Annotated in this window: 22 protein-coding genes, 3 tRNA genes and 1 pseudogene; 13 read left to right on the top strand and 13 right to left on the bottom strand. The window is 67.3% G+C overall.

The genetic code is table 11. The features are described from left to right. Nucleotides 1-22: 22 nt before the first annotated feature. Nucleotides 23-409 (bottom strand): nucleoside diphosphate kinase regulator, encoded by a 387-nt coding sequence (gene rnk, locus QM701_RS21640; RefSeq protein WP_415169060.1) that lies wholly within the window; start codon nt 407-409, stop codon nt 23-25. Between the two features lie 158 nt (nt 410-567). Here rnk and QM701_RS21635 point away from each other — a divergent pair. The 3 genes and pseudogenes from QM701_RS21635 to QM701_RS21625 form a co-directional block, all read left to right on the top strand. Next, nucleotides 568-1,338: pseudogene (locus tag QM701_RS21635) on the top strand (universal stress protein); the annotation flags it as partial. 43 nt (nt 1,339-1,381) lie between these two features. After that, a complete protein-coding gene (locus QM701_RS21630) occupies nt 1,382-1,795 on the top strand; it encodes a universal stress protein (protein WP_415169059.1) in 414 nt (137 codons plus the stop codon). A gap of 114 nt (nt 1,796-1,909) precedes the next feature. After that, on the top strand, nt 1,910-2,542 hold the full coding sequence (locus tag QM701_RS21625; protein WP_415169058.1) for a LysE family translocator: 633 nt from the start codon (nt 1,910-1,912) through the stop codon (nt 2,540-2,542). A 12-nt stretch (nt 2,543-2,554) separates the two neighbouring features. On the opposite strand, the gene QM701_RS21620 is transcribed toward QM701_RS21625, so the two are convergent. The 3 genes from QM701_RS21620 to earP all read right to left on the bottom strand — a co-directional run bounded on the left by QM701_RS21620 (nt 2,555) and on the right by earP (nt 5,389). After that, complete coding sequence (locus QM701_RS21620; protein ID WP_415169057.1) at nt 2,555-3,508, bottom strand: AEC family transporter; 954 nt, start codon at nt 3,506-3,508, stop codon at nt 2,555-2,557. Between the two features lie 93 nt (nt 3,509-3,601). Continuing rightward, nucleotides 3,602-4,159, bottom strand: a complete 558-nt coding sequence (gene efp, locus QM701_RS21615; protein ID WP_415169056.1) for an elongation factor P — start codon at nt 4,157-4,159, stop codon at nt 3,602-3,604. Nucleotides 4,160-4,216: 57 nt separating this feature from the next. Beyond that, nucleotides 4,217-5,389, bottom strand: a complete 1,173-nt coding sequence (gene earP, locus QM701_RS21610; RefSeq protein WP_415169055.1) for an elongation factor P maturation arginine rhamnosyltransferase EarP — start codon at nt 5,387-5,389, stop codon at nt 4,217-4,219. A gap of 47 nt (nt 5,390-5,436) precedes the next feature. On the opposite strand from earP, the gene uvrC reads away from it, so the two are divergent. From uvrC to QM701_RS21575, 7 genes are all read left to right on the top strand, one after another. Beyond that, entirely contained in the window at nt 5,437-7,254 is a 1,818-nt protein-coding gene (gene uvrC / locus QM701_RS21605; RefSeq protein ID WP_415169054.1) for an excinuclease ABC subunit UvrC, read from the top strand. Then, nucleotides 7,254-7,832, top strand: coding sequence for a CDP-diacylglycerol--glycerol-3-phosphate 3-phosphatidyltransferase (gene pgsA, locus QM701_RS21600; protein ID WP_415169053.1), 579 nt, complete (start codon nt 7,254-7,256; stop codon nt 7,830-7,832). The genes uvrC and pgsA overlap by 1 nt, the downstream gene beginning before the upstream one ends. Before the next feature lie 59 nt (nt 7,833-7,891). Then, nucleotides 7,892-7,967 (top strand) — tRNA-Gly (locus QM701_RS21595). 61 nt (nt 7,968-8,028) lie between these two features. After that, nucleotides 8,029-8,102 (top strand) — tRNA-Cys (locus tag QM701_RS21590). Nucleotides 8,103-8,109: 7 nt separating this feature from the next. Continuing rightward, nucleotides 8,110-8,185, top strand: a tRNA-Gly gene (locus QM701_RS21585). Nucleotides 8,186-8,523: 338 nt separating this feature from the next. Further along, a complete protein-coding gene (locus QM701_RS21580) occupies nt 8,524-9,879 on the top strand; it encodes an APC family permease (RefSeq protein ID WP_415169052.1) in 1,356 nt (451 codons plus the stop codon). After that, nucleotides 9,876-10,712 carry an SAM-dependent methyltransferase gene (locus tag QM701_RS21575; RefSeq protein ID WP_415169051.1) on the top strand — a complete coding sequence of 279 codons (837 nt, stop codon included), beginning with the start codon at nt 9,876-9,878 and terminating at the stop codon, nt 10,710-10,712. Before QM701_RS21580 ends, QM701_RS21575 begins: the two co-directional genes overlap by 4 nt. Before the next feature lie 611 nt (nt 10,713-11,323). Here the strand turns inward: QM701_RS21575 and QM701_RS21570 are convergent. Then, the gene (locus tag QM701_RS21570) at nt 11,324-11,824 is read right to left on the bottom strand and encodes a DMT family transporter (protein ID WP_415169050.1); all 501 of its coding nucleotides are present in this window, start codon (nt 11,822-11,824) and stop codon (nt 11,324-11,326) included. Between the two features lie 96 nt (nt 11,825-11,920). Here QM701_RS21570 and QM701_RS21565 point away from each other — a divergent pair, with 96 nt between their 5' ends. Then, nucleotides 11,921-12,844, top strand: coding sequence for a LysR family transcriptional regulator (locus tag QM701_RS21565; protein WP_415169049.1), 924 nt, complete (start codon nt 11,921-11,923; stop codon nt 12,842-12,844). A gap of 166 nt (nt 12,845-13,010) precedes the next feature. Here QM701_RS21565 and QM701_RS21560 read toward each other — a convergent pair whose 3' ends face one another. Continuing rightward, entirely contained in the window at nt 13,011-13,616 is a 606-nt protein-coding gene (locus QM701_RS21560; protein ID WP_415169048.1) for an MSMEG_1061 family FMN-dependent PPOX-type flavoprotein, read from the bottom strand. Nucleotides 13,617-13,839: 223 nt separating this feature from the next. On the opposite strand from QM701_RS21560, the gene QM701_RS21555 reads away from it, so the two are divergent. Further along, nucleotides 13,840-15,081 (top strand): diaminopropionate ammonia-lyase, encoded by a 1,242-nt coding sequence (locus QM701_RS21555; protein ID WP_415169047.1) that lies wholly within the window; start codon nt 13,840-13,842, stop codon nt 15,079-15,081. Nucleotides 15,082-15,104: 23 nt separating this feature from the next. Here QM701_RS21555 and QM701_RS21550 read toward each other — a convergent pair whose 3' ends face one another. Genes QM701_RS21550 through QM701_RS21540 form a run of 3 tightly spaced genes read right to left on the bottom strand, consistent with a single transcriptional unit; the run spans nt 15,105 to nt 18,470 of the window. Then, nucleotides 15,105-15,344 (bottom strand): heavy-metal-associated domain-containing protein, encoded by a 240-nt coding sequence (locus tag QM701_RS21550; protein WP_415169046.1) that lies wholly within the window; start codon nt 15,342-15,344, stop codon nt 15,105-15,107. Between the two features lie 17 nt (nt 15,345-15,361). After that, nucleotides 15,362-17,788 carry a heavy metal translocating P-type ATPase gene (locus QM701_RS21545; protein ID WP_415169045.1) on the bottom strand — a complete coding sequence of 809 codons (2,427 nt, stop codon included), beginning with the start codon at nt 17,786-17,788 and terminating at the stop codon, nt 15,362-15,364. A 1-nt stretch (nt 17,789) separates the two neighbouring features. Continuing rightward, a complete protein-coding gene (locus tag QM701_RS21540; protein ID WP_415169044.1) occupies nt 17,790-18,470 on the bottom strand; it encodes a sulfite exporter TauE/SafE family protein in 681 nt (226 codons plus the stop codon). A gap of 131 nt (nt 18,471-18,601) precedes the next feature. Between QM701_RS21540 and QM701_RS21535 the strand changes: the two genes are divergently transcribed. Further along, nucleotides 18,602-19,876 carry a diguanylate cyclase gene (locus tag QM701_RS21535; protein WP_415169043.1) on the top strand — a complete coding sequence of 425 codons (1,275 nt, stop codon included), beginning with the start codon at nt 18,602-18,604 and terminating at the stop codon, nt 19,874-19,876. Between the two features lie 123 nt (nt 19,877-19,999). Here QM701_RS21535 and hemN read toward each other — a convergent pair whose 3' ends face one another. The 4 genes from hemN to QM701_RS21515 all read right to left on the bottom strand — a co-directional run bounded on the left by hemN (nt 20,000) and on the right by QM701_RS21515 (nt 23,464). After that, nucleotides 20,000-21,400: an oxygen-independent coproporphyrinogen III oxidase gene (gene hemN / locus QM701_RS21530; RefSeq protein WP_415169042.1), complete on the bottom strand. Its 1,401-nt coding sequence runs from the start codon at nt 21,398-21,400 to the stop codon at nt 20,000-20,002. A 113-nt stretch (nt 21,401-21,513) separates the two neighbouring features. After that, nucleotides 21,514-21,906, bottom strand: coding sequence for a SirB2 family protein (locus tag QM701_RS21525; protein WP_415169041.1), 393 nt, complete (start codon nt 21,904-21,906; stop codon nt 21,514-21,516). Next, on the bottom strand, nt 21,903-23,213 hold the full coding sequence (locus QM701_RS21520) for a hypothetical protein (protein ID WP_415169040.1): 1,311 nt from the start codon (nt 23,211-23,213) through the stop codon (nt 21,903-21,905). Before QM701_RS21520 ends, QM701_RS21525 begins: the two co-directional genes overlap by 4 nt. A gap of 5 nt (nt 23,214-23,218) precedes the next feature. Beyond that, on the bottom strand, nt 23,219-23,464 hold the full coding sequence (locus tag QM701_RS21515) for a DUF2249 domain-containing protein (protein ID WP_415169039.1): 246 nt from the start codon (nt 23,462-23,464) through the stop codon (nt 23,219-23,221). Between the last annotated feature and the right edge of the window lie 3 nt (nt 23,465-23,467).

The raw sequence follows: 23,467 nt of genomic DNA, 5'->3' as shown, positions 1-23,467 counted from the left end.
CTTCCCGGCCATGATCCGTCGGTCAGTCCGAGGAGGCAGCCAGGATGCGTTCGAGCCGCAGCCGCCGGACCTTGCCGCCCGGGAACCCCCAGTCGATGGCGCTGCCGACCGTCAGTCCCAGCAGCGCGCAGCCGACGGGGGCCAGCACCGAGATCCTGCCTTGCGCGGGATCGGCTTCATCGGGATAGACCAGTTCGACTTCGCGGCGCTCGCCGGTGCTTTCGTCGAGATAGACGCAGCGCGTGTGCATGGCGACGACGTTTTCCGGGAAGCGCTCGCGGGGCACGATCGTCGCCCGGTCCAGCTCGCCGTCCAGGGCGTCGGACATCGGCAATTCGCGCAGGCGCAGGTAGTCGACGTCGAGGACGAATACGCCGAGAGGGCTCAGGGTTTCGCTGGGAGCGGTCACAGTCAATCCACATGTCGTGTTCATGGTGACGCCATGCTAACGGACCCGGGCCGAATTAATAAGCCGGCGCACCGGAATCAGCGTGTATCCGCAATTTCTACAATCCCGGTGGAACGATATGTTGCGGCAAGCCGTCGCAAGACACTTTCTGCTTGGTAATGGTTGCGGCAAAACGGCGGCCTCGCGCACGCTCCGCCGAAGAGGACGCCTCCGGGATTGTCGAATCTATCGCAACAGTCTTGTGCGCCGGCCGTACTTACCGGCATCTCGCGCAACCCCTAGGATTGAGGGCTGAAAAACGGCGGACGGGTTCCGCCCGCCTCTACCGGAGCACGCGCCCCATGACAGGTCAAACGCAATGGATCTCCTCCCAGCCCGCCAGGCACCCCGGACTGATGCCTGCCTCCCGCGACAATGCGGACGTGGAATCGGCACGCTTCCCGGCGCATGCACCGGTCGTCTGGGAGAACGCCGGCCACGAGGAGGACGCGCCTTCGCCGTCCATCTCCGCATGGTTCGGTCCGGCGGCGCAAGTCGCGGCGCCCTACAAATTGCTGGTGCCGGTCATCGATTCGCCGGCGTCGTTCAGTTCGATCCTCGTCGCCCTCCAGATGATGGAGCGGGTTCCCAGTGCCGAATTGCATCTCTTCAACGCCCAACTCGTCGACCGGTCGGACAGGAAATCCGGCGACAAGCTGCGCCGGTTCGGCCTGCAGGAAACCGAAACCATCCGCGGCCTGCTCTCCCAGCTGCGGATTCCGTTCAGGCTCACCATCGCCTCGGGCTTCCCCGGCGAATCGATCCGCGCTTACGCCGAAGGCGAAGGCGTCGCGGAAATCGTCATGGGCTCGAAGCTGTTCAATCGGCTGGGCCAGATGTTCTTCGGCTCGGTCGCATTCGACATCGCCGAAACCTGCCGGACGCCGATCACGCTGGTCAGGCAGAACGACCCCCCGCGCGGCGCGGCGCGGGATGACGTTGAACTGGCTGGTCCCCTGCGACGGCACGCCGGCTGCGCTGCACGCGGTCCGCTATCTGATCGGCCACCTCGCCGCCGGCGAGCGCCGGCCGACGATCCATCTCCTGAACGTGCAGGCGCACGGGCATTCGCCGGACGACGGGGCGCGCAGCCGCGATGGCCGGGAGCGCGGCCTCGCCCAGTGCGGGAGCGCGGCGGCGTTGCTCGCGGCGGCCGGGCTGCCGCACGAGCTGCACGTCCTCGCGGGCGACCCCGTCTCCAGGATTCTCGAAGCCTCGAAGCGGTTCAGGAACGCGCACGTGGTGATGGGCACCCGGCGGCGGCGCCTGTTCGGCGCGCACGGCTTCGGCTCGGTGGCCGACCGGGTCGTCCTGGAAATCCGCCAGCCGCTGACCATCGTCAAGTGACCCGGCGCGCCGGTCCCTTGCGGTATTCCGGGGGGAAACGTATAAGACCCCTTGGCGGAACGCGGCGCGGCGGCATCTCCCGCGCGCTCGCCGCAACACCACAAGGGACCCGGCATGGCCTACGACTTCATTCACTGGACGACCTTCCTGTCGGCCGCGGTGCTGCTCAACATCGCACCGGGGCCGGACATGGCCTTCATTCTCGGCCACACGGTCAAGAGCGGCGCCAGGGCGGGCACGGCGGCCATGCTGGGCGTGTGGACCGGCGCGCTGGTGCACGTCCTGCTCGCCGCGCTGGGCCTCTCGGCGATCCTCGCCGCGTCGGCGACGGCGTTCTCGATCGTGAAATGGGGCGGCGTCGCCTATCTCGTCTGGATCGGCCTCCGGAACATCCGGCACGCCGGCGGCGCGTTCATCAACGAAGGCGTCAGGAGCGCCGGCGGCTTCTGGCCCGTCTTCCGGCAAGGCGTCCTGGTCGACCTGCTCAATCCGAAGGCAGCGATTTTCTTCATGGCCTTCCTGCCGCAGTTCGCCGTGCCGGGCGCCGGACCGGTGTGGGCGCAGCTCATGCTGCATGGGGTGCTGATCATCGTCGTCGCGGCGCTGATCGAGCCGCCCCTCATCCTGCTCGGCGAACGCCTGACCGGGCGGCTGCGGCGCAGCCCCCGCTTCGCCAGGACGCTGGACCGCGCGCTGGGCGCCGTGCTGGTCGGGCTGGCGACGCGGCTGGCGCTGATCGATCGCTGAGGAAGCCGAGCCCTACGCCGGCACGGCCGCGAGCATCCACAGCAGCGCGCTGAGCGTAAAGAACGAGGCCGCCGTGGCCAGCAGCAGCGCGGTGGCGCTCATGTCTTCCTGGCCGAAAATCTGCGCGAGGATGGGATAGATCGCCATCATCGGCACCGCCGCCATCAGCACCGCAGCGGTTTTCAGCGCCGGCTCGACGGGCGGCACGCCCAAGGCCGGCAAGGCCAGCAGCGCCAGGAAGACGGCCAGTGGATGGAAAACCAGCTTGGCCACGACAATCGGCGCGACCCGCTGCATCGCCCCGCGCAGTGGCAGCCCCGCCAGCGTGCCGCCGATGACGAACAGCGACAGCCCGCCGGTGCCCACGGCGAACAGGCCGAGCGTGCGGCTGACGAACTCCGGCAGTTTCCAGCCCAGCAGCGAGATGGCGAAGCCGCACACCAGCGCGACGATGATCGGATTGGCGAACAGGCGAAGCAGCGACCGGCCCAGGACGCGGTACCAGCGGCCGGAGGCCACCCGGCCGCTCTCGGCCAGGGCCAGCAGCAGCGGCGTCACCACGAAGTTCTCGATCAGCGCGTTGAGCGCCATGGACAGGCCGGCGGCGGACGGCGCCGCCAGCAGGATGAGCGGGTAGCCGATGAAGACGCTGTTCGAACACGCCATGCCCATGACGGCCAGGGCGCTACTGGTCCTGTCCATGCGCCGCAGGCGGCACCACAGGAAGCCCAGGCCGCCCACCGCGAAGGTTCCGGCCAGATACGCCAGGATATAGCCCACATTCAGGATCTCGCCGATCGGCCGCTCGGCCAGCGCCTTGCACAGCAGCGCCGGCGCCGCGACGTTGATGACGAACTTGCCGAACACCCGGCGGTCGTCGCGGGCGAAGACGCCCAGACGGGTAGTGAGATAGCCGACGGCGATGCAGAGGTAGATGGGGCCGGTGATGACCAGGATGTCGAGCATGTTGCGGAATTTGCGATTCGGGGCTTGCCAAGAAGAAAAGGCAGCCTCGGCTGCCTTTTTTCGGTACGGAAGGATGAATCCTCGCTGGCCGGATTACTTGACGCGGGCGCGGTATTCGTCCGTGCGGGTGTCGATCTCGATCTTGTCGCCGATTTCGACGAAGGCCGGCACCTGGATTTCGTAGCCGGTCGCCAGGCGGGCGGGCTTCATCACCTTGCCCGACGTATCGCCCTTGACCGCCGGCTCGGTATAGATGACTTCGCGCACCAGGCTGGTCGGCAGTTCGACCGAGATGGCCTTGCCGTTGTAGAAAACCACTTCGCAGGGCATGGCGTCTTCCAGGTACTTGAGGGCGTCTTCCATGTAGTCGGCCTCGATCTCGTACTGGTTGTACTCGGCATCCATGAACACGTACATCGGGTCGGCGAAATACGAATAGGTGACTTCCTTGCGGTCGAGCTGGACGGTATCGAACTTGTCGTCGGCGCGGTAGACGGTCTCGCTGGGCGCGCCGGTGAGCAGGTTCTTCATCTTCATCTTGACGACCGAGGCGTTGCGGCCGGACTTGCTGTATTCGGCCTTGAGCACGACCATCGCGTCGTTGCCGACCATGAACACGTTGCCGGCGCGGAGTTCTTGAGCAGTTTTCATAAGTGGGTTGGTTCCGAGAGAAATTCCGGTGGTAGCCGTAAAAAATTTAGCCGCGCATTATAGCCTGGATTGGCAAAACTGAACCAGGCGGGAACACAAATCCTGCTGTTTTATCAGTTTTTTTTGCCATTCCCCGGCGTGGCGCCGCCAGGCCGGCAACTGCGCCGCCCAGTGCTCCCACCGTTCGGCCGTGATCCGCCCGACACCGTTCCACGCCAGCGAAAACTCGCGCACGGCGGCCGCCGCCGGGTCGGCCAGCCCGGCGCAGCAGGCGTCGAGGAAGGCGGACAGCTTGACGTGATGGACGTTTTCCGCCTGCGGATAGATGTGCCAGACCAGCGGCCGGGCGGCCCATTGCGCGCGCACGAAGGAGTCCTCGCCGCGCACGAAGTTGAGGTCGCAGGACCACAGCAGCGGGTCGTAGTCCGGCTGCGGGACGAAGGGGATGAGGCGCAGTTCCAGCCGGCCCGCGCGGACGACGTCGCCAACCGCCAGGCGCCGCCGCGCGAAACGTTCCAGGTCGGGCTGGTTGCGGCTCGGCGGCGCCAGGCAGAGCACCGGCCGGTCGCCGCGCGACCAGGCGTCGAGCAGGCCAGGAAGCGCCGCGTTCTCGTAGCTGAACAGCGAAACGAGCAGCGTGTCGGCGCCGGAGAACGCCGTGGCCGGCACGCCGAGCCGGGCGAGGAAGCCGGCGCGCGCTGCCGGAGAAGTGGCGAAGTCCTGCCGGCGCCGCTCCAGATCGGCCTCGCGCAACAGGCCGCCGGTCGCCTCGGTGAAGCCGGGGAAGAAGAAATACTTGGTCAGCGGCAGGCGCGGATGCGGCGAAGGCAAGGCGTGATAGCCCTCGATCCACGATTCGGCGGTGAGGTAGTCGAGGTTGATCCACACCGGCCTGGGCTCGCGCCGCGCCATGGCCGCCTCGAAGGCCTCGGGAAGCCGGCAGGCGAAAGCCTCGACGACCACGTCGCCCGGCATCAGGCCGGAATTCGTGCCGGGAAATTCGCGCGCCCAGCGCCGGACCTCGACGCCCTGCGCCGCCTGTTCGGGCAGATCGGCGCGGATCTCGGGGCACAGATGCCGGAACGCCGCCAGGTCGTCGACCCACAGGCGGACGGCCAGGCCGTGCTCGCCCGCCAGCTGCCGCGCCAGGCGCCAGCACACGCCGATGTCGCCGAGGTTGTCGACGACGTTGCAGAAGATGTCCCAACGGGGGCGGGCGGTGGTGTGCATGGGGGCTCGTGATACCATCGAACGCCACATCGTACCGCCCCGCGTCCATGGACGAAACCTTCGATCCGAAAGCCCTGCTCGACACGCTGACCGACCTGCCGGGGGTTTATCGCATGATCGACGCGCAGGGCAAGGTACTCTACGTAGGCAAGGCAAAAAACCTCAGGAAGCGGGTCGCCTCGTATTTCCGCGAGAACCATCCGAGCCCGCGCATCGCGCTGATGGTCGCGCAGATCGCCCGGGTCGAGACCACCGTCACGCGCTCGGAAGCCGAGGCGCTGCTGCTCGAAAACAACCTGATCAAGACCCTCGCGCCGCGCTACAACATCCTCTTCCGCGACGACAAATCCTACCCGTACATCGTCATCTCGCACGACCGCTATCCGCGGCTGGCCTTCTACCGCGGGGCGACCGACCGCAACGCCGACTATTTCGGGCCCTACCCGTCCGCCGCTGCGGTGCGCGACAGCCTCAACCTGCTGCAGCGTATGTTCCGCCTGCGCACCTGCGAGAACTCGGTGTTCAGCAACCGCTCGCGCCCGTGCCTGCTCTATCAGATCAAGCGCTGCTCGGGGCCGTGCGTCGGGCTGATCGCGCCGGAAGCCTACGCGCAGGACGTGCGCATGGCCTCGATGTTCCTGCAGGGCCGGCAGCAGGAAGTCATCGGCCAGCTCGGCGAGGCCATGGACAAGGCCGCCGCCGAGCTGGCCTTCGAGCAGGCGGCGGCCTACCGCGACCAGATCCAGTCGCTGCGCCGCGTGCAGGACAGGCAGTACGTCGAGAGCGCGCGCGGCGAGGACGCGGACGTGGTGGCGGTGGTCGAGGAGAACGGCATGCTCTGCGTCAACCTGGCCATGGTGCGCGGCGGCCGGCATCTCGGCGACAAGCCGCAATTCCCCAGCAACGCCGGCGACAGCACGCCGCAGGAAGTGCTCGCCGCCTTCCTGCTCCAGCATTACTCGGCGCACCCCATTCCGGCGCGCATCTTCGTCAACCTCGCCCCGTCCGACGGCGAGGCGGCCGCCCTGCTCGCCGAACTGGCCGGCCGGCCGGTGCCGATCGCCGCGCCGCGCCGGACCGTGCACAAGGTCTGGGTCGACATGGCGGAACAGAACGGCCGCCTGGCCATCGTCGCCCGGCGCAGCCAGCTCGCGCGCCAGGAAACCCGCCTCGACGCCCTGCGCGAAACCTTCGGCCTGGAAGCCGACGAGGACCGGGAAACCCGCATCGAATGCTTCGACATCAGCCACACGCAGGGCGAATCGACCGTCGCCTCGTGCGTGGTGTACCAGGGCGCCGGCATGCGCAAGTCGGAATACCGGCGCTTCAACATCAAGGACATCCAGCCGGGCGACGACTACGCGGCGATGCGCCAGGCCGTCCTGCGCCGCTACGAAAAGGTCGGCAGCGGCGAAAGCCCGGCGCCGTCGCTGATCCTCATCGACGGCGGCAAGGGCCAGGTCGGCGCCGCCGCCTCGGCGCTCGGGGAGCTCGGCCTGTCGCATCTGCCCATGCTCGGCGTGGCCAAGGGCGAAGGGCGCAAGCCCGGACTGGAGACGCTGGTCTTCCCGGACGGGCGCGAACCGGTACAATTGGCGCCGGAGCATCCCGCACTGCATCTGATCCAGGAAATCCGCGATGAAGCGCACCGTTTCGCCGTGTCGGGGCACCGCACGCGGCGCGGCAAGACCCGCCGGACCTCGCGCCTCGAGGACATCGACGGCGTCGGGCCGCGGCGGCGCAAGGCGCTGATCGAGCGCTTCGGCGGATTACAGGGCATTGCCGGCGCGGGAGTCGACCAACTGAGCGCCGTTCCGGGTATCAGCCGGGAACTGGCCGAAAAAATCTACGCGGCCCTGCACTGATGCCAACCAATATTCCGATCCTGCTGACCTGGCTGCGAATCATCCTGATTCCGCTGCTCGTTGCCCTCTTCTACCTGCCGGAGGCGTGGATGCATCCGGTCGGGCGCGACGTGACGGCCACCGTCGTGTTCGTCGTCGCCGCGTGGACCGACTGGCTGGACGGCTACCTCGCGCGCCGCTGGAACGAGACCTCGGCGTTCGGCGCCTTTCTGGACCCGGTGGCGGACAAGCTGATGGTGGCCGCCGCGCTGATCATCCTGGTGTATCTCGACCGCGTCGGCGCGCTGATCGCGGTCATCATCATCGGCCGGGAGATCACCATTTCCGCCCTGCGCGAGTGGATGGCGCAGATCGGCGCGCACAAGAGCGTGGCCGTGTCGATGATCGGCAAGGTCAAGACCGCCGCCCAGATGAGCGCGATTCCGCTGCTGCTCTACCACAAGCCCATCGCCGGCATCGACATCCACCTGCTGGGCACGTGGCTGATCTACGTGGCGGCCGTGCTCACGCTCTGGTCGATGGGCTACTACATGAGGATGGCATGGCCCTACCTCATCGAACAGGATCGGAAGCATTGAAAAATCGGCTTCAAGCGTTGACAGGCCGTATCAAGCCTATATAATGCGCACTCGCTTTTGCGGGAATAGCTCAGTTGGTAGAGCGCAACCTTGCCAAGGTTGAGGTCGCGAGTTCGAGACTCGTTTCCCGCTCCAGTTTTCCAAGAAAAGCCTCGCGGCTTTTTTTGTTTGTGGGACGCCATCGCAAGATGGACGCGGCGCGATAGCAAAGCGGTTATGCAGTGGATTGCAAATCCATCTAGGTCGGTTCGACTCCGGCTCGCGCCTCCAGGTTTTCGCGGGAATAGCTCAGTTGGTAGAGCGCAACCTTGCCAAGGTTGAGGTCGCGAGTTCGAGACTCGTTTCCCGCTCCAAATATCTCTATCGGTCGATGAAAAAGGGGCGCAAGCCCCTTTTTCATTCCGGCCCCGTCCTACCCGCGGCCGCGCCCCCGCAGGCATCGCTCCGGAGCTGAGCCGGAGACCTCGGCCACGCGACGCGAACCGAGCCGGTCCGCCGCAGTCTAACCGAGCCAACGCCCGATTGAACGGAGCCGCCTGTTTTCCGGAACGGATCGGCGGCCCCGCCTGCGCCGAGCGAGGTTCGTCATCGATGAAGCCCGCGCACGGTTTTCCGTCCAGGATGGTCGTCCGGACGATTGAGCAAAAGGACTGGGATGGCGGATCGGTATCGAGCCAAGCCTGAGGCCGTATTGTCGGTTTTCGATGCAACCACGATCATGGTGGGTCTGGTCGTCGGCATCGGCATATTCCGCACGCCCTCGATCGTCGCCGGCAGCGTGGGCTCCGAAGGAATGTTCCTCCTCGTCTGGGTGCTCGGCGGAGTGATGACGCTCATCGGCGCGCTCTGCTACGCGGAGCTGGCCGCGGCGCATCCCCATGCGGGAGGGGAATACCATTTCCTGTCGCGCGCCTACGGCAGATCCGTGGCAATGATGTTCGGCTGGGCCCGATGCACTGTCATTCAGACGGGAGCCATTGCCGCCGTTGCGTTTACGCTGGGGGACTATGTCGCCCAGCTCGCGCCCGCCGGGCCGTACGGGCCGGCGCTGTACGCGGCGCTGGCCGTCATCGCGCTGACGGCTGTAAACGTCGTCGGCACGACGGAGAGCAAGAACCTGCAGATCGCGGTGACCTTCATCGAGATCGGCGCCGTCGTCGCGATCATCCTGTTCGGTCTTTTCGGCTCCGCGGACGCGCCGGCGCGGAGCACCGCATCCATGCCGCCTGAAACCGCGGCGCTGGGGATGGCCATGATTTTCGTCCTCCTGACCTACGGCGGCTGGAACGAAACAGCGTACCTGACGGGCGAACTCAAGGACGCGCCCCGCAACATCGCCAAGGTGCTGGCCATCGGCACGTTCATCCTGGTGACGCTGTACACCCTCGCCAATCTCGCGCTGCTCTCCATTCTCGGACTCGACGGCCTGCGCGCATCGGATGCCGTGGCGGCGGAAATGATGCGCACGGTGGCGGGGCCGACCGGGGAAACCGCGGTGACCGTGGCGATCGTGGTGGCCGCCATTTCGACCCTGAACGCGACGATAATCACCGGGGCGCGCGTGTTCTACGCCATGGCGCGCGACATGACGGTCCTGCGCTGGATCGGCGTCTGGGACGGGCGTGGCAAGACGCCCGCCAACGGCCAGATCGCCCAGGGCATCATCGCGCTGGCCCTGATCGCGCTGGGTGCGGTGACCCGGGACGGCTTCAAGGCGATGGTCGACTACACCGCGCCGGTGTTCTGGGGCTTCCTGCTGATGGTGGGACTCTCCCTGCTCGTGCTGCGCCGGCGCCAGCCGCTACGGGAACTGCCGTACCGGGTGCCGTTCTATCCGCTCACGCCGATCATTTTCTGCCTGACCTGCCTGTACATGGCCTATGCCAGCATTATGTACACGGGTACCGCCGCCCTGGTCGGCCTCGCCGTGCTCGCGGCCGGCGCGCCGATCCTCCTGTTCCAGCGCAAGGGCGAGGAGGATGCGCCGGAGCAGGACGCCGTGCCCGAGCGCCGTCTTCCAGCAACCTCTGCCACGGAAAAACGATGATGATGCTGATGCCTTCGAAAAAATTCTTCGCCGCCGCGGCCGCCTGCGCGTTCGTCCTGAGCGGCAACGCAGGCGCGCAGACCAGCGCGCCCCCGGCCTCCACCTATGCGCCCAGCGTCGGCCAGCCGGGCAAGGACGTCATCTGGGTGCCCACCTCGCAGGCGTTGGTCGATCGCATGCTCGACATGGCGAAGCTGACGCCCGCAGACCGCCTGGTCGATCTGGGCTCTGGTGACGGCAGGCTGGTCATCACCGCGGCCAAACGCGGCGCGACAGCGCGCGGCATCGAGTTCAATCCCGAGATGGTCGCGCTGTCCCAGCGGGCGGCCGCGGCCGAAGGCGTTGCGGGACGCGCCACGTTCGAGCGGGCGGACATCTTCGAGTCGGACTTTTCGGACGCGACGGTCGTGACGCTTTTTCTGCTGCCGGACCTGAACCTTCGCCTGCGCCCCACGCTGCTGAAAATGAAACCCGGGACGCGGGTGGTTTCCAATTCGTTCACCATGGAGAAGTGGCAGCCGGACGAAGTGGCGCGGGTCAAGGAGGGCTGCTCCACCTACTGCGACGCCTACAAGTGGGTGATTCCGGCCCAGGTGGCGGGAACCTGGAGAATGGCGGACAAGGAACTGGTGCTCACCCAGACCTTCCAGATGCTGGAGGGCACATTGCGCAACGGCAATACGGCGCTGCCGATCGGCGATGCGCGTCTTGACGGCGCGCGAATCCAGTTCTCCGTGGGAAAGGAACGCTATACCGGCGTGGTGGACGGAAATGAAATGCGAGGAACGACCGACAACAAAGGGACGTGGAGCGCCACTTTGATCGGGCGTTGAACCGTTTGCATGGCCCCTCCCTGAAAGATGGCGCTTCGATTCCCGAAGCGCCATTTGTTTTCGGGTCAGCGGTAGCATTCGCCGAACCGGCGGATCAGCCGCCCCATAAAACGAAACCCGCGTCCCCCTTTTCTTTTCCACCTCGTATAATCGCTGCCGCCGCCCGAGTGGTGAAATCGGTAGACACAAGGGACTTGAACAATTTGAGCCTTCGGGGGGAAACGCCCGAAGTGAAGCCCGTCAAATTCGGCGAAAGCCCTGGATGCTTCGGCAGCCGAGCCAACGCCGAGCCAAGCCCGAGCAACAGCTTGGGAAGGTGTAGAGAGCAGACGGCGGGCACCTACGGCCGCGAGGCTATGGTGAAGGCGTGCTCCAGACCACGAACGCCCTGCGTTGAGCAGGGCGGCGGCGAAAGTCGAAGTGGGAAGAAAATCCCTCGCCGAAAGGCGTGCCGGTTCGATTCCGGCCTCGGGCACCAATCCAAAGCCGTCCCAGCTCACGTGGGGGCGGCTTTTCCGTTCTTGGCATGCGTGCCTTGAATCAGGCCCATGCTGCGCGTAGTGCGGGCGAACGGCACCACGCCCAATACCGGAAGCCATTGCAGATTCTTCTCATGATGCGGGACCAGATACCGGGACCGCTGGCGAACTGTTCATCTGCACAACAACCATTCCTAGCAGGATCAACGCAATACCCGCTACCCGCCACCCGCCGGCAGGTTTGGGGGCCAGCCCCATCAAGCCATAGTGGTCGATCAGCAGCGATGCCAGCATCTGGCCCGCAATGACGCTAACGATGAAGCTGGCTGCACCCAGCTTGGGCGTCAATATGAGCGCGGCAGTGATGTAGGCCACGCCGGCCACACCGCCTAGCCACCACCAGGCAGGTCCCTGCGCCGCAGCACCCAAAGCCGGTGCCGGGACGCGCATCAGCAGCATCAAAGGCACGACGACCAGTACGCTGACAGCCAACGAAGACAAGGTAGCCCACAATGGATGGCCCAGGGCGCGACCCAGTGCGGCGTTGCTTCCGGCCTGAAAAGGAACGGCAGCGCCCGCCACCACGGCAATCGCCATTGGCAGCAGGCTGGATAAAGAGGATAGCCACTGCATACGAAAACACCTCATCACGGATAAAAAACATGCTGCATATTCATATATTTAAATTAAGAATGGAAATTCTTAATTTGCACATATATCATTCGTTTCATGGATGATCTTCGACGCATTGATCTCAACCTGCTGCTGACGCTTCATGCCTTGCTGGCGGAAAAACACGTCACACGGGCTGCGTTGCGGCTGCACAAGAGCCAACCGGCGGTTAGCCATGCACTGGCGCAGTTGCGGGATATATTCAGAGACCCATTGCTGACTCGGCGCGGCGCAGGCATGGCGTTGACACCACGCGCCCAGGATCTTCTGCAACCCCTGGAGTTGGCCCTTAATCAGCTCAACGCACTACTGCATGAAGGCGCCTTCGACCCTCGCCAGGCAATACGCTACTTTCGCGTTGCCATGTCCGACTACGCGGCCCATCTTGTTCTACCAACTCTGGTGAAACGGCTGCGCGACCAGGCACCGGGCATCGACGTAATCGTGTGCCAGGCCAGTCGTGAAGCCATGCTAGCCCAGCTTACGGATGGCGAGATCGACCTGGCTCTTGGCGTATTCCCGCACACCGCAAGCGGCATCGTGGTTGAGACCTTGTTCGAGGAGCACTTCGTCAGCGTTGCCGACAAACGCTCGTTACCCCTGCGCGGCAAGCTGTCATTGGACAAGTGGATCGCGCGTCCGCATGTGTTGGTGGCCACGAGGCCGAACACCGAGAACGAGATCGACGCAGCCTTGACCGCTCAAGGGCGGTGCAGGCATATCGCGCTTGTTCTGCCGCATTGGCGAGCTTCGACCGAGGTACTGGCCGACACAGATTTGATTCTGACCGTTGCCAGTCGAACACTGGATCATGTACCCCATGACCAAGGGCTGATGCGGTTCTTGCCGCCATTTGAGCTGCCCCGCTTCGCGTTCCAGCAAGCGTGGCATATACGTCGGGATGCTGATTCGGCACATCATTGGTTCAGAAGTGTTGTTATGGATTGCAGTCGGCCGATCCAACACGTCGCAGGGAAATAGGCGGCCTCATACCGAAGGGCCAGGTCGCCGTCCAATCTCTCAGGACGCTCCGCCGCGGTCTTGCTGTCCGGCCAGACCACCCGGCCGTTGGGCAGGTCGAGCCAATCCCACTGCAAGAGCAGGATTTCCGACATGCAGGCGGCGAACTCGAATTACAGCGGGACGGTCACAAGTCCTTTTCGAAGTTGGCGCGGGTGGCTTCGTGGTTTTGGACCGGCAGGCGAATCCCGGTCTGGTCGTTGATCATCTCGATCACGGTGGGCAGCGTCTTGCGGTCGATCTGCACCGCGGGATTCCACAGGTCCGAGCGCATCAGCGCCTTCGGACAATGCAGATAGGCATCATGGACGGTCACCTCGATCACCAGTTTCGGGGGACGTTTTTCCGCCGCGAACAGGCCGATCAGCGCCTCGGAACGGGACAGGCGCGCCGCGCCGTTGACCCGCAGCGTCTCGTCGAGGCCGGGAACCAGGAACAGCAGGCCGACCCGCCGCGTGGCGATGATGTTCTCGAAGGTGTCCAGCCGGTTGTTGCCGGGAGCATCGGGGATCAGCAGCGTTTTCGGGTCGGTGACCTTGACGAAGCCGGGAGCGCCCCCTCGGGGCGAGGCGTCCATGGCAAAATCCGCGTTGCCGCTGGCGATCACGACGAACGGGGAAAGTTCGATGATGCGCCGGCAATGCCGGTCGAGGCTGCACAGCTGTTTTTTGACGATGCGTTCGGTGGGATGGGGGTACAACGCCCTCAACTGGGCGACTGAATCGACGATCATCGGCCTGGGATGCGTGGCGAGGGAAAGGGTGAAACTCTAGCACTCGCGGCGCCACGAGGCGAGAGGGCCGTCAATCCGCCGGGCTCCAGTTCCGTCTTGACGCGGTTCATCGCCGCCGGCGTCCTGGACGGCTTGACGTCGTTGCTCTCGAATACGAACTTATTCCCGGCCTGGCCGAATAACATTTCAACGAAGCCGCATCCCCATCGCCAAGGAGGCCATCATGCTGTTCTCCAACCTGCGCGCCGTGCGCGGCCCCTACCCCGCCGAGCTTCAACAGCTGCTGAGCATCGCGCGGGCGCGCGAAAGCCGCGCCTGGCTGTCGGCCTGGAAAGGACTGGCGCCCGGCGCCACGCCGCTGTACTGGCTGCCGGACCTGGCCGCCGCGCTGGGCGTGGCCGGCGTCGCGGTCAAGGACGAAGCGGTGCGCTCGCCGCTCGGCAGCTTCAAGGCGCTGGGCGCGCCGATCGCGCTGGTGCGGCTGATCCTGCGCCTGCATGCCGGCCGCGACCTGGAGCCGACGGCCATCCTGTCCGGCCGCTACGCCGGCCTGTTGCGGGACTGCACCGTGATCAGCGCCACCGACGGCAACCACGGCCGGGGCCTCGCTGCGGCCGCGCGTGACGCCGGCTGCCGCTGCGTGATCGTGCTGCACGCCCACGTGAGCAGCGAGCGCGAGCAGGCCATCGCCGCCCAAGGCGCCAGGATCGTGCGCATCGACGGCGACTACGACGACTCGGTCCGCGAGGCCGCCCGGCTGGCGGACGAGCACGGCTGGCAGGTGGTTTCCGACACCTCCTACGCGGGTTATGAGGACATCCCGCGCGACGTGATGCAAGGCTACGGCACCATCGCCGACGAACTCGCCGAGCAGACCGGGGCGTGCGCCGGCGAACCCTGCGCGTTCACCCACGTGCTGCTGCAAGGCGGCGTGGGCGGCCTGGCCGCCGGCATTGTCAGCTATCTGTGGGAGTTGCACGGCGCGCGGCGGCCGCACTGCGTGGTCGTCGAGCCCCGCCAGGCCGATTGCCTGCTGCAAAGCGCCATCGCCGGCCATGCGGCCCGGGCCAGCGGCTCGGTAGATTCGGTGATGGCCGGACTGGCCTGCGGCGAAACCTCGCCGCTCGCCTGGCGCTACCTGCAGCCCGCGGTGGACGATTTCCTGGCCGTCGACGACGCGGCGGCCGTGGAGGCCATGCGCCGGCTGGCGTCGGGCAGCGAACGGGACGTTCCGCTGGTGGCGGGGGAATCGGGCGCGGCCGGGCTCGCGGGGCTGATCGCCTTGCGCGGAAACGCGGAATGGGCGCGGCGGACGCGGCTCGACGCCGACGCCCGCGTCCTGCTCATCAACACCGAGGGCGCGACGGCGCCTGCGGTCTACGAGCAACTGGTCGGCCTGAGCGCGAACGCCGTGCTGGACCGGCAAGCCGCCTGGAAGGACGCGCGGCCTTCACGCCGCGCGTAGCGCCCGGCGCGAACGCCGGCGGTCTACGAGGCGCAGGACTCCGGGCAGGTGCCGTCGCACACCACGTCGAACCCCGCGCCCTCGATGGCCTGCTTGAACTGCGTGGGCTTGACGAGCTGCGGGTCGTAGGCGATCTCGGCCCTGGCCTCTTCCAGCGAGACCTTGACCTCGGCCACGCCGGGCAGCGCCTGCAGCACCCCCGTCACGTTCTTCACGCAGCCCTGGCAGCTCATGCCGGCGACTCCCACGACAAGACGTTTCATTGTGTTCTCCCCAAAGATCAGCGAACGGTCGATTGCGCCTTCCAGCGCTTGAGCAGCAGCGAATTCGACACCACCGACACGGAACTCATGGCCATCGCCGCGCCGGCCACCACCGGATTCAGCCAGCCCAGCGCCGCCAGCGGAATGCCCAGCAGATTGTAGATGAAGGCCCAGAACAGATTCTGCCGGATTTTGCCGAGCGTGGCGTGCGACAGGCCGATGGCGTCGGCCACGCCATGCAGGTCGCCGCGCACCAGCGTGACGTCGGCGACCTCGATGGCCGCGTCGGAGCCCGCGCCCATGGCGAAGCTGACGTCGGCGGCGGCCAGCGCCGGCGCGTCGTTGATGCCGTCGCCGACCATCGCCACCACGGCGCCCTCGGTTTTCAGCGCGTTGACCGCGCCGGCCTTGTCCGCCGGCGAAATGCCGGCGCGGAATTCGTCGATGCCCGCGCGGCGCGCGATCGCCGCGGCGGTGACCGGATTGTCGCCGGTCAGCATCACCACCCGCACACCCATGGCCTTGAGCCGGGCGACGGCCGCCGGCGACGACTCGCGCAGCGGATCGGCGATGGCGATCAGGGCCAGCGCGACGCCCTCCTCGGCCAGCACGACGACGGTCTTGCCCTCGCCCTGCAGGGCGGCGAGCCGGTCCGCCGGCAGCGCGGCGCCGGGGAACCAGTCCGGCGCGCCGAGCTGGAACAGGCGGCCGCCGAGCGCGCCGGCCACGCCCGCGCCGGGCGTCGCCTTGAAGCCGGCAAGTTCCGGCAGCGCCGCCCCGGCGGCCTGCGCCGCGCGCAGGACGGCCTTGGCCAGGGGATGCTCCGAGCCCTGCTCCAGCCCGGCGGCCAGCGTCAGCGCCGCGTCGGCCGGGATATCGGCCAGGGGCACCACGTCGGTCACCTCGGGCTCACCGAGCGTCAGCGTCCCGGTCTTGTCAACGGCCAGGATGCGCGTCTTCTCCGCGTGCTCCAGCGCCTCGGCGTTCTTCACCAGGATGCCGGCGCGCGCGCCCTGCCCGGTGCCGACCATGATCGCCGTCGGCGTGGCGAGGCCCAGCGCGCACGGACAGGCGATCACCAGCACGGCGACGGCGTTGATCAGCGCCTCGTTGAACGCCCCGCCGACCAGCCACCAGCCGGCGAAGGTGACCAGTGCGATGCCGCACACGATCGGCACGAACACCGCCGAAATGCGGTCGGCCAGGCGCTGCACCGGCGCCTTCGAACCCTGCGCCTCGGCCACCAGCCGGATGATGCCGGCCAGCAGCGTATGCTCGCCGACGCCGGTGGCCCGGCAGCGCAGCATGCCCTCGCCGTTGGCCGTCGCCGCGAAGACGCGCTCGCCGGGATGCTTGGCCACCGGCATGCTCTCGCCGGTGAGCATCGCCTCGTTGACGCTCGACGCGCCGTCCAGCACCTCGCCGTCGACCGGCACGCTCTCGCCGGGCCGCACGATGAACACGTCGCCGGGCATCAGCAGCGCCGCGTCGATCTCCAGCAGCTGCCCGTCGCGCTCGACGCGCGCCGTCTTCGGCTGCAGGCGCACCAGCGCCTCGATCGCCGCCGTGGTGCGCGCCTTGGCGCGCGCTTCGAGCAGCTTGCCGAGCAGCACCAGGGTGATCACCGCCGCCGAGGCCTCGAAGTAGACCGGCAGATCGTGCAGCCCGCCGAGCGTCACCGCCAGACTGAATATGTAGGCGGCGCTGGTGCCCAGCGCGACCAGCACGTCCATGTTCGCCCCGCCGCCGCGCAGCGCCTTCCAGCCGCCGTCGTAGAAACGCCAGCCGATCCAGAACTGCACCGGCGTGGCCAGCGCCAGCTGCAGCCAGCGCGGCAGCAGATCGTGATGCTGCCCGCGCAGCGCGTCCGCGCCGAACATCGTCGCCATCTGCGCGACCAGCGGCAGGGTCAGCGCCGCGGCGATCCAGAAGCGCCGGAGCTCGGCGCGGTAGGCCGCGAGCTTGCGCGCCTTGTCCTCCTCGCGCGAGCGGTCGTCGACCAGCCGGCCCGCGAAGCCCGCCCGCGCGACGGCGTCGAGCAGCTGCCCGACCGTCGCCACGCCCGGCCGGTAGCGCACGCGCGCCCGTTCCGACGCCAGGTTGACCGCCGCCTCGACGCCCTCGATGCGGTTGAGCACCTTTTCCAGGCGCGTCGCGCAGGCCGCGCAGGTCATGCCTTCGATGCCCAGCTCCAGCGTCTGCGGCGGCACGCCGAAGCCGGCTTTCTCGATCGTGTCGACCACCTGCCGCGGCGAGGCGCCGGACGGCGCCAGTTCGACGCTGGCCCGCTCGGACGCCAGGTTGACGCTGGCCGTCACGCCCGGCAGGCGGTTGAGGACTTTTTCGATGCGCGCCGCGCAGGCGGCGCAGGTCATGCCGCTGACGGGCAAGTCGAGCCGCGCCGGGGAATCGGCGGCGGCGGCAGGCGGTACGGAAGAAGACATGTCAATGATGATGCACAGGCAAGGAAATACCGAGGAAGGCGCGGAGTCCCCACACCCCGAAGGCGAGGATGATCAATCCGGCCGCGATGCGTACGACCGGCCGACCGAGCGCAGCGTTCAATCGCGCGGCGAGCAAACCGGCCAGCAGCAGGGTCGGCAGCGTTCCCGCGCCGAACGCGAGCATCAGGCCGGCGCCGCGCCACGCCGAACCGCTGGTCAGCGCGACGGCCAGCGCGCTGTAGACCAGCCCGCACGGCAGCCAGCCCCACAGCAGCCCGAGCGGGAAGGCCTGGGCCACCGTGCGTGCCGGCAGGAAGCGCCGCGTCAGCGGCTGGATTCGCCGCCACAGCCGCTGGCCGGCCCGTTCGGTGAAGGCCAGCACGCGCGTCGCGCCCATCAGGTACAGGCCGAGCGCCACCAGCATCAGGTTGGCGAACACCGACAGCACCATGCGCGCCGGCAGGGTCCCGGACAGCGCCACGCCCGCTCCGCCGACGGCGCCGGCCAGCGCGCCGGCTGCGGCGTAGCTGGCGATCCGCCCGGCGCTGTAGGCCAGGTGCAGCGAGGGTTTGTTGCCGCCGCCGACCGACAGCGCCCCGACGATCCCGCCGCACATGCCGACGCAATGCGTGCCGCCGAGCAGGCCGACGAGGAACAGGGCGAAAAAGGACGATTCATGCATCGCGCGGCGACCTCCGGGAAACGGGAAGTTTAACCGACTTGGGCGGCGTGCCCGCGGACGCAGCGGAAACTCGCCATGTTCGTCCGGGTCGGGGATAATTTCGCGAATCCATCCAGGAACGCAGGAGTGCCATGAGAGCCCTGATCGTCGAACCCTCGCGCATGATCCGCAACATCTTCGTCTCGCTCTTTTCCAAGAACGGCATCCAGGCCGTCGGCGTCGAGACCGCCGCGGAGGCGCTGGGGCAGCTGGCGGGCGAGCCGGTCGATTTCCTCTGCTTCGCGATGCAGCTGAGCGACATGACCGGGCTCGAATTCTATGCCGCCGCCAAGGAGCGCGGGCTGATCGGCAAGCATCCCTCGGTGATGCTCACCGGCTCGCAGGAAACCGTCGGCGCGGCGGCGCTCGGCCTCGGCGTCACCGAATGCTTCTCGAAAAGCGAACCGGCCGTGTTCGAGGAATACGTCACCCGCTGGGCCGCCCGCAGCACCACGAAACTGCGCGCCAGCGTCCTGCTGATCGAGGACAGCGCCGTGCAGGCCGGCTACCTGGAAAAGCTGCTGCACGCCCAGGGCCTGAAGACCGCGCGCTCCGGCAGCGGCGAAGAAGCGCTGGCGCTGCTCGCGCGGCAGTCGTTCGATCTGGTGCTGGTCGATTACGTGCTCGAAGGCGCGCTCACCGGCCTGAACGTGATCCGCCGCATCCGCGGCCTGCCCGGCCGCACCGGCAAGATTCCGATCCTCGCCATCTCCGGCTTCGACGATGTGGCGCGGCGCGTCGAAATGCTGCATTCCGGGGCCAACGACTTCGTGCTCAAGCCCGTCGTGCCGGAAGAGTTCCAGGTGCGCGTCGGCAACCTCGTGCAGCTGCGCCAGGCGCTGGATTATCTCGAGGAACAGCACGCCATTCTCTACGAAATGGCCATGCGCGACCGCCTGACCTCGGTTTACAACCGGCACTACATCAGCGAACGCTCGCAGACACTGATCCAGGAGGCCAAGGCCTCGCGCCGGCCGCTGAGCCTGATCACCCTGGACATCGACCATTTCAAGCGGATCAACGACAACCACGGGCATTCCGTCGGCGACCACGTGCTGGTTGCCGTGGCCGCGGCCGTCACGCAGTTTCTCGGCGACGCCGGCATCGTCGCCCGCATGGGCGGCGAGGAGTTCATGGCGGTGCTGCCGGACTGCGACGAATTCCGGGCGGTCAACCAAGCCGAGGCGCTGCGCGAACTGATCGAGGAACTGGCCCCTTCGGGGCTGCGCGTCACCGCCAGCTTCGGCGTCGCCCAACTGCATCCCGAAGAAGGCTACGAAACCGTGTTCGGCCGTGCCGACATGGCCATGTACCAGGCCAAGCGCGCCGGCCGCAACTGCGTCTTCTCGGGCGAAGGCGGCGGCTGATATTCAGCGCGGGACAAGGCAAAAGAATTAACCACAACGACACAACGGGCACGACGAAAGACAAAATCTTTTTTTCGTTGTGTTCGTCGTGCCCGTTGTGGTTAGACGGCTTTTTCGCCGGCGTCAGATCACCTTCGAATAGCGGTTCTGCGTCCGGTTGGCGCGCAGGTAGGCGTCGAAGGCCATGGAGATGGCGCGCACCAGCATGCGTCCGGGCGGCAGGACGACGATCCGGCCGGGTTCAATGCGCAGTAGGCCGGCCTGCTCCATCTCGCCAAGTTCGGCGAGCTCGACCGCGAAGTGGCGCGGGAAATCGATGCCGAACTCCTTTTCGAACGCCGCGAACGACAGCTCGAAATGGCACATCAGCGACTGGATCACCGCCCGCCGCAGCACGTCCTCCGGCGTCAGGCTGATGCCGCGGAAGACCGGCAGGATGCCGTTGTCGAGGCGCTCGTAGTATTCGTCCAGCGTCTTGACGTTCTGGCTGTAGCTGGTCCCGACCTTGCCGATCGAGGTGATGCCGAAGGACAGCATGTCGCGGTCCGAGTGCGTCGAATAGCCCTGGAAGTTGCGGTGCAGCCGCCCGGCGCGCTGCGCCACGGCCAGCTCGTCGTCCGGCTTGGCGAAATGGTCCATGCCGATGAACACGTAGCCGGCGGAGGTCAGCTTGTCGATGGCCCGCGCCAGGATCTGCAGGCGCGCATCCGGCGTCGGCAGGTCGGCGTCGAGGATGCGCCGCTGCGGCTTGAACAGCGTCGGCAGGTGCGCGTAGTTGTAGATCGACAGCCGGTCCGGGCTGGCCGCCAGCACGCGGTCGAGCGTGCGGTCGAAACCTTCCACCGACTGCTTCGGCAGGCCGTAGATCAGGTCGATGCTGATCGACTTGAAGCCGTTGGCCCGCGCCGCGTCCATCACCGCGAAGGTCTCCTCCTCGCTCTGGATGCGGTTGACCGCCTGCTGCACGCGCTCGTCGAAGTCCTGCACGCCCAGGCTCATGCGGTTGAAGCCCAGCTCCGCGAGCAGGTCCACGGTGGCGCGGTCGACCTTGCGCGGATCGACCTCGATCGAATACTCGCCGCCGTCGAGCAGGCGGAAATGCCGGCGCGTCATGTCCATCAGCTGGCGCATCTCGTCGTGCGACAGGAAGGTCGGCGTGCCGCCGCCCCAGTGCAGCTGCTCGACGGCGTTGTCGTCCGGGTCCAGGAAGCCGGTCTGCAGCGCGAGCTCCCGGCCCAGGTACTTCAGGTACTTGGCCGAGCGCCCGTGATCCTTGGTGATGATCTTGTTGCACGCGCAGTAGTAGCAGATGGTGGTGCAGAACGGCAGGTGGAAGTACAGCGAAAACGGCTTGCGGTCCTGCGGATCGTCGCGCCGGCGCTCCAGCCGCTCGCGGTAGGCGTCGGCGCCGAATTCGGGGCCGAAGCGGTCGGCCGTCGGGTACGAGGTGTAGCGCGGGCCGTTGATGTCGAAGCGGCGGATCAGCGCTTCGTCGAAGACGAGGTGGTCGGTAAAGGACGCCATGGGATATCGGAATCGTGGTCGTGTCGTTTCGACAAAGGCTTCCGGCCGGGGTTCGGCGAACCGCGCGGAGCCCGTCGCCGCGTCACTCTATCACGGTGAATCCCCGCGACAAATCAGAACAGCGGCGCCAGCCAGGCGGCCGGATGCCGCGTCAGGGCGACCGAGACGATATAGGCGTAGGCGCACAGGGCCAGCACGAAAAACACGGCGGTCTGCCGCCGGCTCCGGCCGAAGCGGAACGCCGCCATGCCGAAGCCGATGTACGCCAGCAGGCCGATCACCTTGGCCGTCAGCCAGGGCTGCTCGATCGGGTATTGCTGGCTGATCACCGCCAGCGCGACGGCGCTGGACAGGAGCACGGTGTCGACCACGTGCGGCAGGATTTTCGCCCAGCGCCGCCGGTACAGCGGCGAATCGAGCAGCCGCCAGCAGCCGCGCAGGAAAAATCCGATGCCGCTGAGGATGACGCAGGTGATATGCACGTCGCGCAGGACCAGATACATCATCGCGCCGTCTTCCTCTCCTCGGCCAGCCGTTCGATCTTGCGCCGCTGCGCGCGGAACAGCCGGACCGCCGACCACAGGTTGCGCGCCAGCCACGCCTGCGAGACGGCGACGGCGGCGCCCGCCGGCACAGCCAGCGCCTCGGGCCGGAAGGTCGCCGCCAGCAGCAGGCCGGCGGCCGCGAAATGCGCCAGCATCTGCCGGTGCATCGCCCGTTCGTCGATCACCTTCTTCATGTTCGGCGCGATCAGCAGGCCCCGGCCGAGGTTCTGCAGATGCAGCCAGACCAGGAACGGCACGATCTTGTAGAGCATGCCGGTGATCACCGACACGAAACCGCCGTACATCAGCAGGACGCCGCCGGTCACCGGCCAGCCCGGCCAGTTGCCGACGGCCGGCACGGCCATGGCGAGCGCCCACAGCAGGGCGGCGGCAAACACGCTCGCCATGCCCACGCGCCAGCACTGCTGGTTGGTGTCGAAACGCGCCCGCTTGCTGCGGCGCTGCAAGTCGAGGGTAACCATGGCGAACAGGGCCGCGGCGAGGACCAGCGCCAGCGCCGCCACGGTCGCGGCCGGTTCGCTGCCGGCCAGCGCCAGGCCGCTCCAGGCGAGCGCGGCCAGCAGCAGCACCGGCGCCAGCCGGCGGCTCAGCGCCGCGGGATAGCCCGGCGTGATCTGGAACATCGGCACCACGACGTAGGCCACGGCGGCCAGCAGGCCGATTCCCCAGACGGCGAATCCCCAGCCCAGGTGCAGGTCGGCCAGCAACAGCAGCGGCAGGTCGGCCCAGCCGGCCAGCCCCAGCGCCATGAGCACGCCCAGGGCGATCGTCGCGGCCAGTCCGCCGAGCGCCGTCTTCAGCCCGCCGAGGGTCGGCCCGGTCGCCGGCACGCCGCGCATCGCCCAGGCGGCGGCGCCGATGAACAGCCCGCCGCCGCCCGCGAAACACAGGCCGGCGAGGACGAACAGCCACGGCACGAAGCTCAGGAAGGCGGCCACCAGCAGCACCGCCCCGGCGGTGATTGCCGCATGCACGACCGCCGCGACCCGCGCCGGCCGCCGGATGTTGGCGCCGGCCACGACCGGCAGCACCTGGATCAGCGCGCCGAGCATGGCCTGCAGCATGAAGCCGGCGGTCACCAGATGCGTCAGCGCCAGCGCCTCGGGCGTCCAGCGCGACAGGAAGGCGTTCGGTCCCGACCACGCCAGGAGCATGCCGGCCGCCACGCCGAAAACAGGCGCGCTGAGGAAAAAGCGGAACGGCGCCGCGATCGGCGGCGACCGGTCGTAGGAAAGCAGACCCTGCATGCGTGCTACGGCCGGTGCCGGATCAGGATCTCGACCGTCCCGTCCTCGCCATGCGAGGTTTCCCAAGCGTAGCCGTTGAGTTCCAGCGCCCGGTACAGCGGAAACGGTTCGCGGTTGAGGCGCAGCAGCACGCTCTGCCCGGGCTGGATCTCGTCCAGCGCCTCCATGGTCAGGATGAAGGGTTCCGGCGGTTCGAGCTCGCGCCCGTCGACCACCCGGTCCGCCCCGCGATCGGCGTTCTCTCCGTTCATGGG

Source organism: Propionivibrio sp. (genome assembly GCF_047602565.1).
Lineage (GTDB): Bacteria > Pseudomonadota > Gammaproteobacteria > Burkholderiales > Rhodocyclaceae > Propionivibrio.
The sequence above is the reverse complement of the archived record's forward strand: the minus strand, read 5'-3'. Positions and strand labels throughout refer to the sequence as shown.

What these genes read in the sequence shown, in the direction of transcription:
- QM701_RS21630 (WP_415169059.1), top strand. Translation starts at nt 1,382, where the DNA reads ATGACGTTGAACTGGCTGGTCCCCTGCGACGGCACGCCGGCTGCGCTG.
- QM701_RS21625 (WP_415169058.1), top strand. Translation starts at nt 1,910, where the DNA reads ATGGCCTACGACTTCATTCACTGGACGACCTTCCTGTCGGCCGCGGTG.
- QM701_RS21620 (WP_415169057.1), bottom strand. Translation starts at nt 3,508, where the DNA reads ATGCTCGACATCCTGGTCATCACCGGCCCCATCTACCTCTGCATCGCC.
- efp (WP_415169056.1), bottom strand. Translation starts at nt 4,159, where the DNA reads ATGAAAACTGCTCAAGAACTCCGCGCCGGCAACGTGTTCATGGTCGGC.
- earP (WP_415169055.1), bottom strand. Translation starts at nt 5,389, where the DNA reads ATGCACACCACCGCCCGCCCCCGTTGGGACATCTTCTGCAACGTCGTC.
- uvrC (WP_415169054.1), top strand. Translation starts at nt 5,437, where the DNA reads ATGGACGAAACCTTCGATCCGAAAGCCCTGCTCGACACGCTGACCGAC.
- pgsA (WP_415169053.1), top strand. Translation starts at nt 7,254, where the DNA reads ATGCCAACCAATATTCCGATCCTGCTGACCTGGCTGCGAATCATCCTG.
- QM701_RS21575 (WP_415169051.1), top strand. Translation starts at nt 9,876, where the DNA reads ATGATGATGCTGATGCCTTCGAAAAAATTCTTCGCCGCCGCGGCCGCC.
- QM701_RS21570 (WP_415169050.1), bottom strand. Translation starts at nt 11,824, where the DNA reads ATGCAGTGGCTATCCTCTTTATCCAGCCTGCTGCCAATGGCGATTGCC.
- QM701_RS21565 (WP_415169049.1), top strand. Translation starts at nt 11,921, where the DNA reads ATGGATGATCTTCGACGCATTGATCTCAACCTGCTGCTGACGCTTCAT.
- QM701_RS21560 (WP_415169048.1), bottom strand. Translation starts at nt 13,616, where the DNA reads ATGATCGTCGATTCAGTCGCCCAGTTGAGGGCGTTGTACCCCCATCCC.
- QM701_RS21555 (WP_415169047.1), top strand. Translation starts at nt 13,840, where the DNA reads ATGCTGTTCTCCAACCTGCGCGCCGTGCGCGGCCCCTACCCCGCCGAG.
- QM701_RS21550 (WP_415169046.1), bottom strand. Translation starts at nt 15,344, where the DNA reads ATGAAACGTCTTGTCGTGGGAGTCGCCGGCATGAGCTGCCAGGGCTGC.
- QM701_RS21545 (WP_415169045.1), bottom strand. Translation starts at nt 17,788, where the DNA reads ATGTCTTCTTCCGTACCGCCTGCCGCCGCCGCCGATTCCCCGGCGCGG.
- QM701_RS21540 (WP_415169044.1), bottom strand. Translation starts at nt 18,470, where the DNA reads ATGCATGAATCGTCCTTTTTCGCCCTGTTCCTCGTCGGCCTGCTCGGC.
- QM701_RS21535 (WP_415169043.1), top strand. Translation starts at nt 18,602, where the DNA reads ATGAGAGCCCTGATCGTCGAACCCTCGCGCATGATCCGCAACATCTTC.
- hemN (WP_415169042.1), bottom strand. Translation starts at nt 21,400, where the DNA reads ATGGCGTCCTTTACCGACCACCTCGTCTTCGACGAAGCGCTGATCCGC.
- QM701_RS21525 (WP_415169041.1), bottom strand. Translation starts at nt 21,906, where the DNA reads ATGATGTATCTGGTCCTGCGCGACGTGCATATCACCTGCGTCATCCTC.
- QM701_RS21520 (WP_415169040.1), bottom strand. Translation starts at nt 23,213, where the DNA reads ATGCAGGGTCTGCTTTCCTACGACCGGTCGCCGCCGATCGCGGCGCCG.
- QM701_RS21515 (WP_415169039.1), bottom strand. Translation starts at nt 23,464, where the DNA reads ATGAACGGAGAGAACGCCGATCGCGGGGCGGACCGGGTGGTCGACGGG.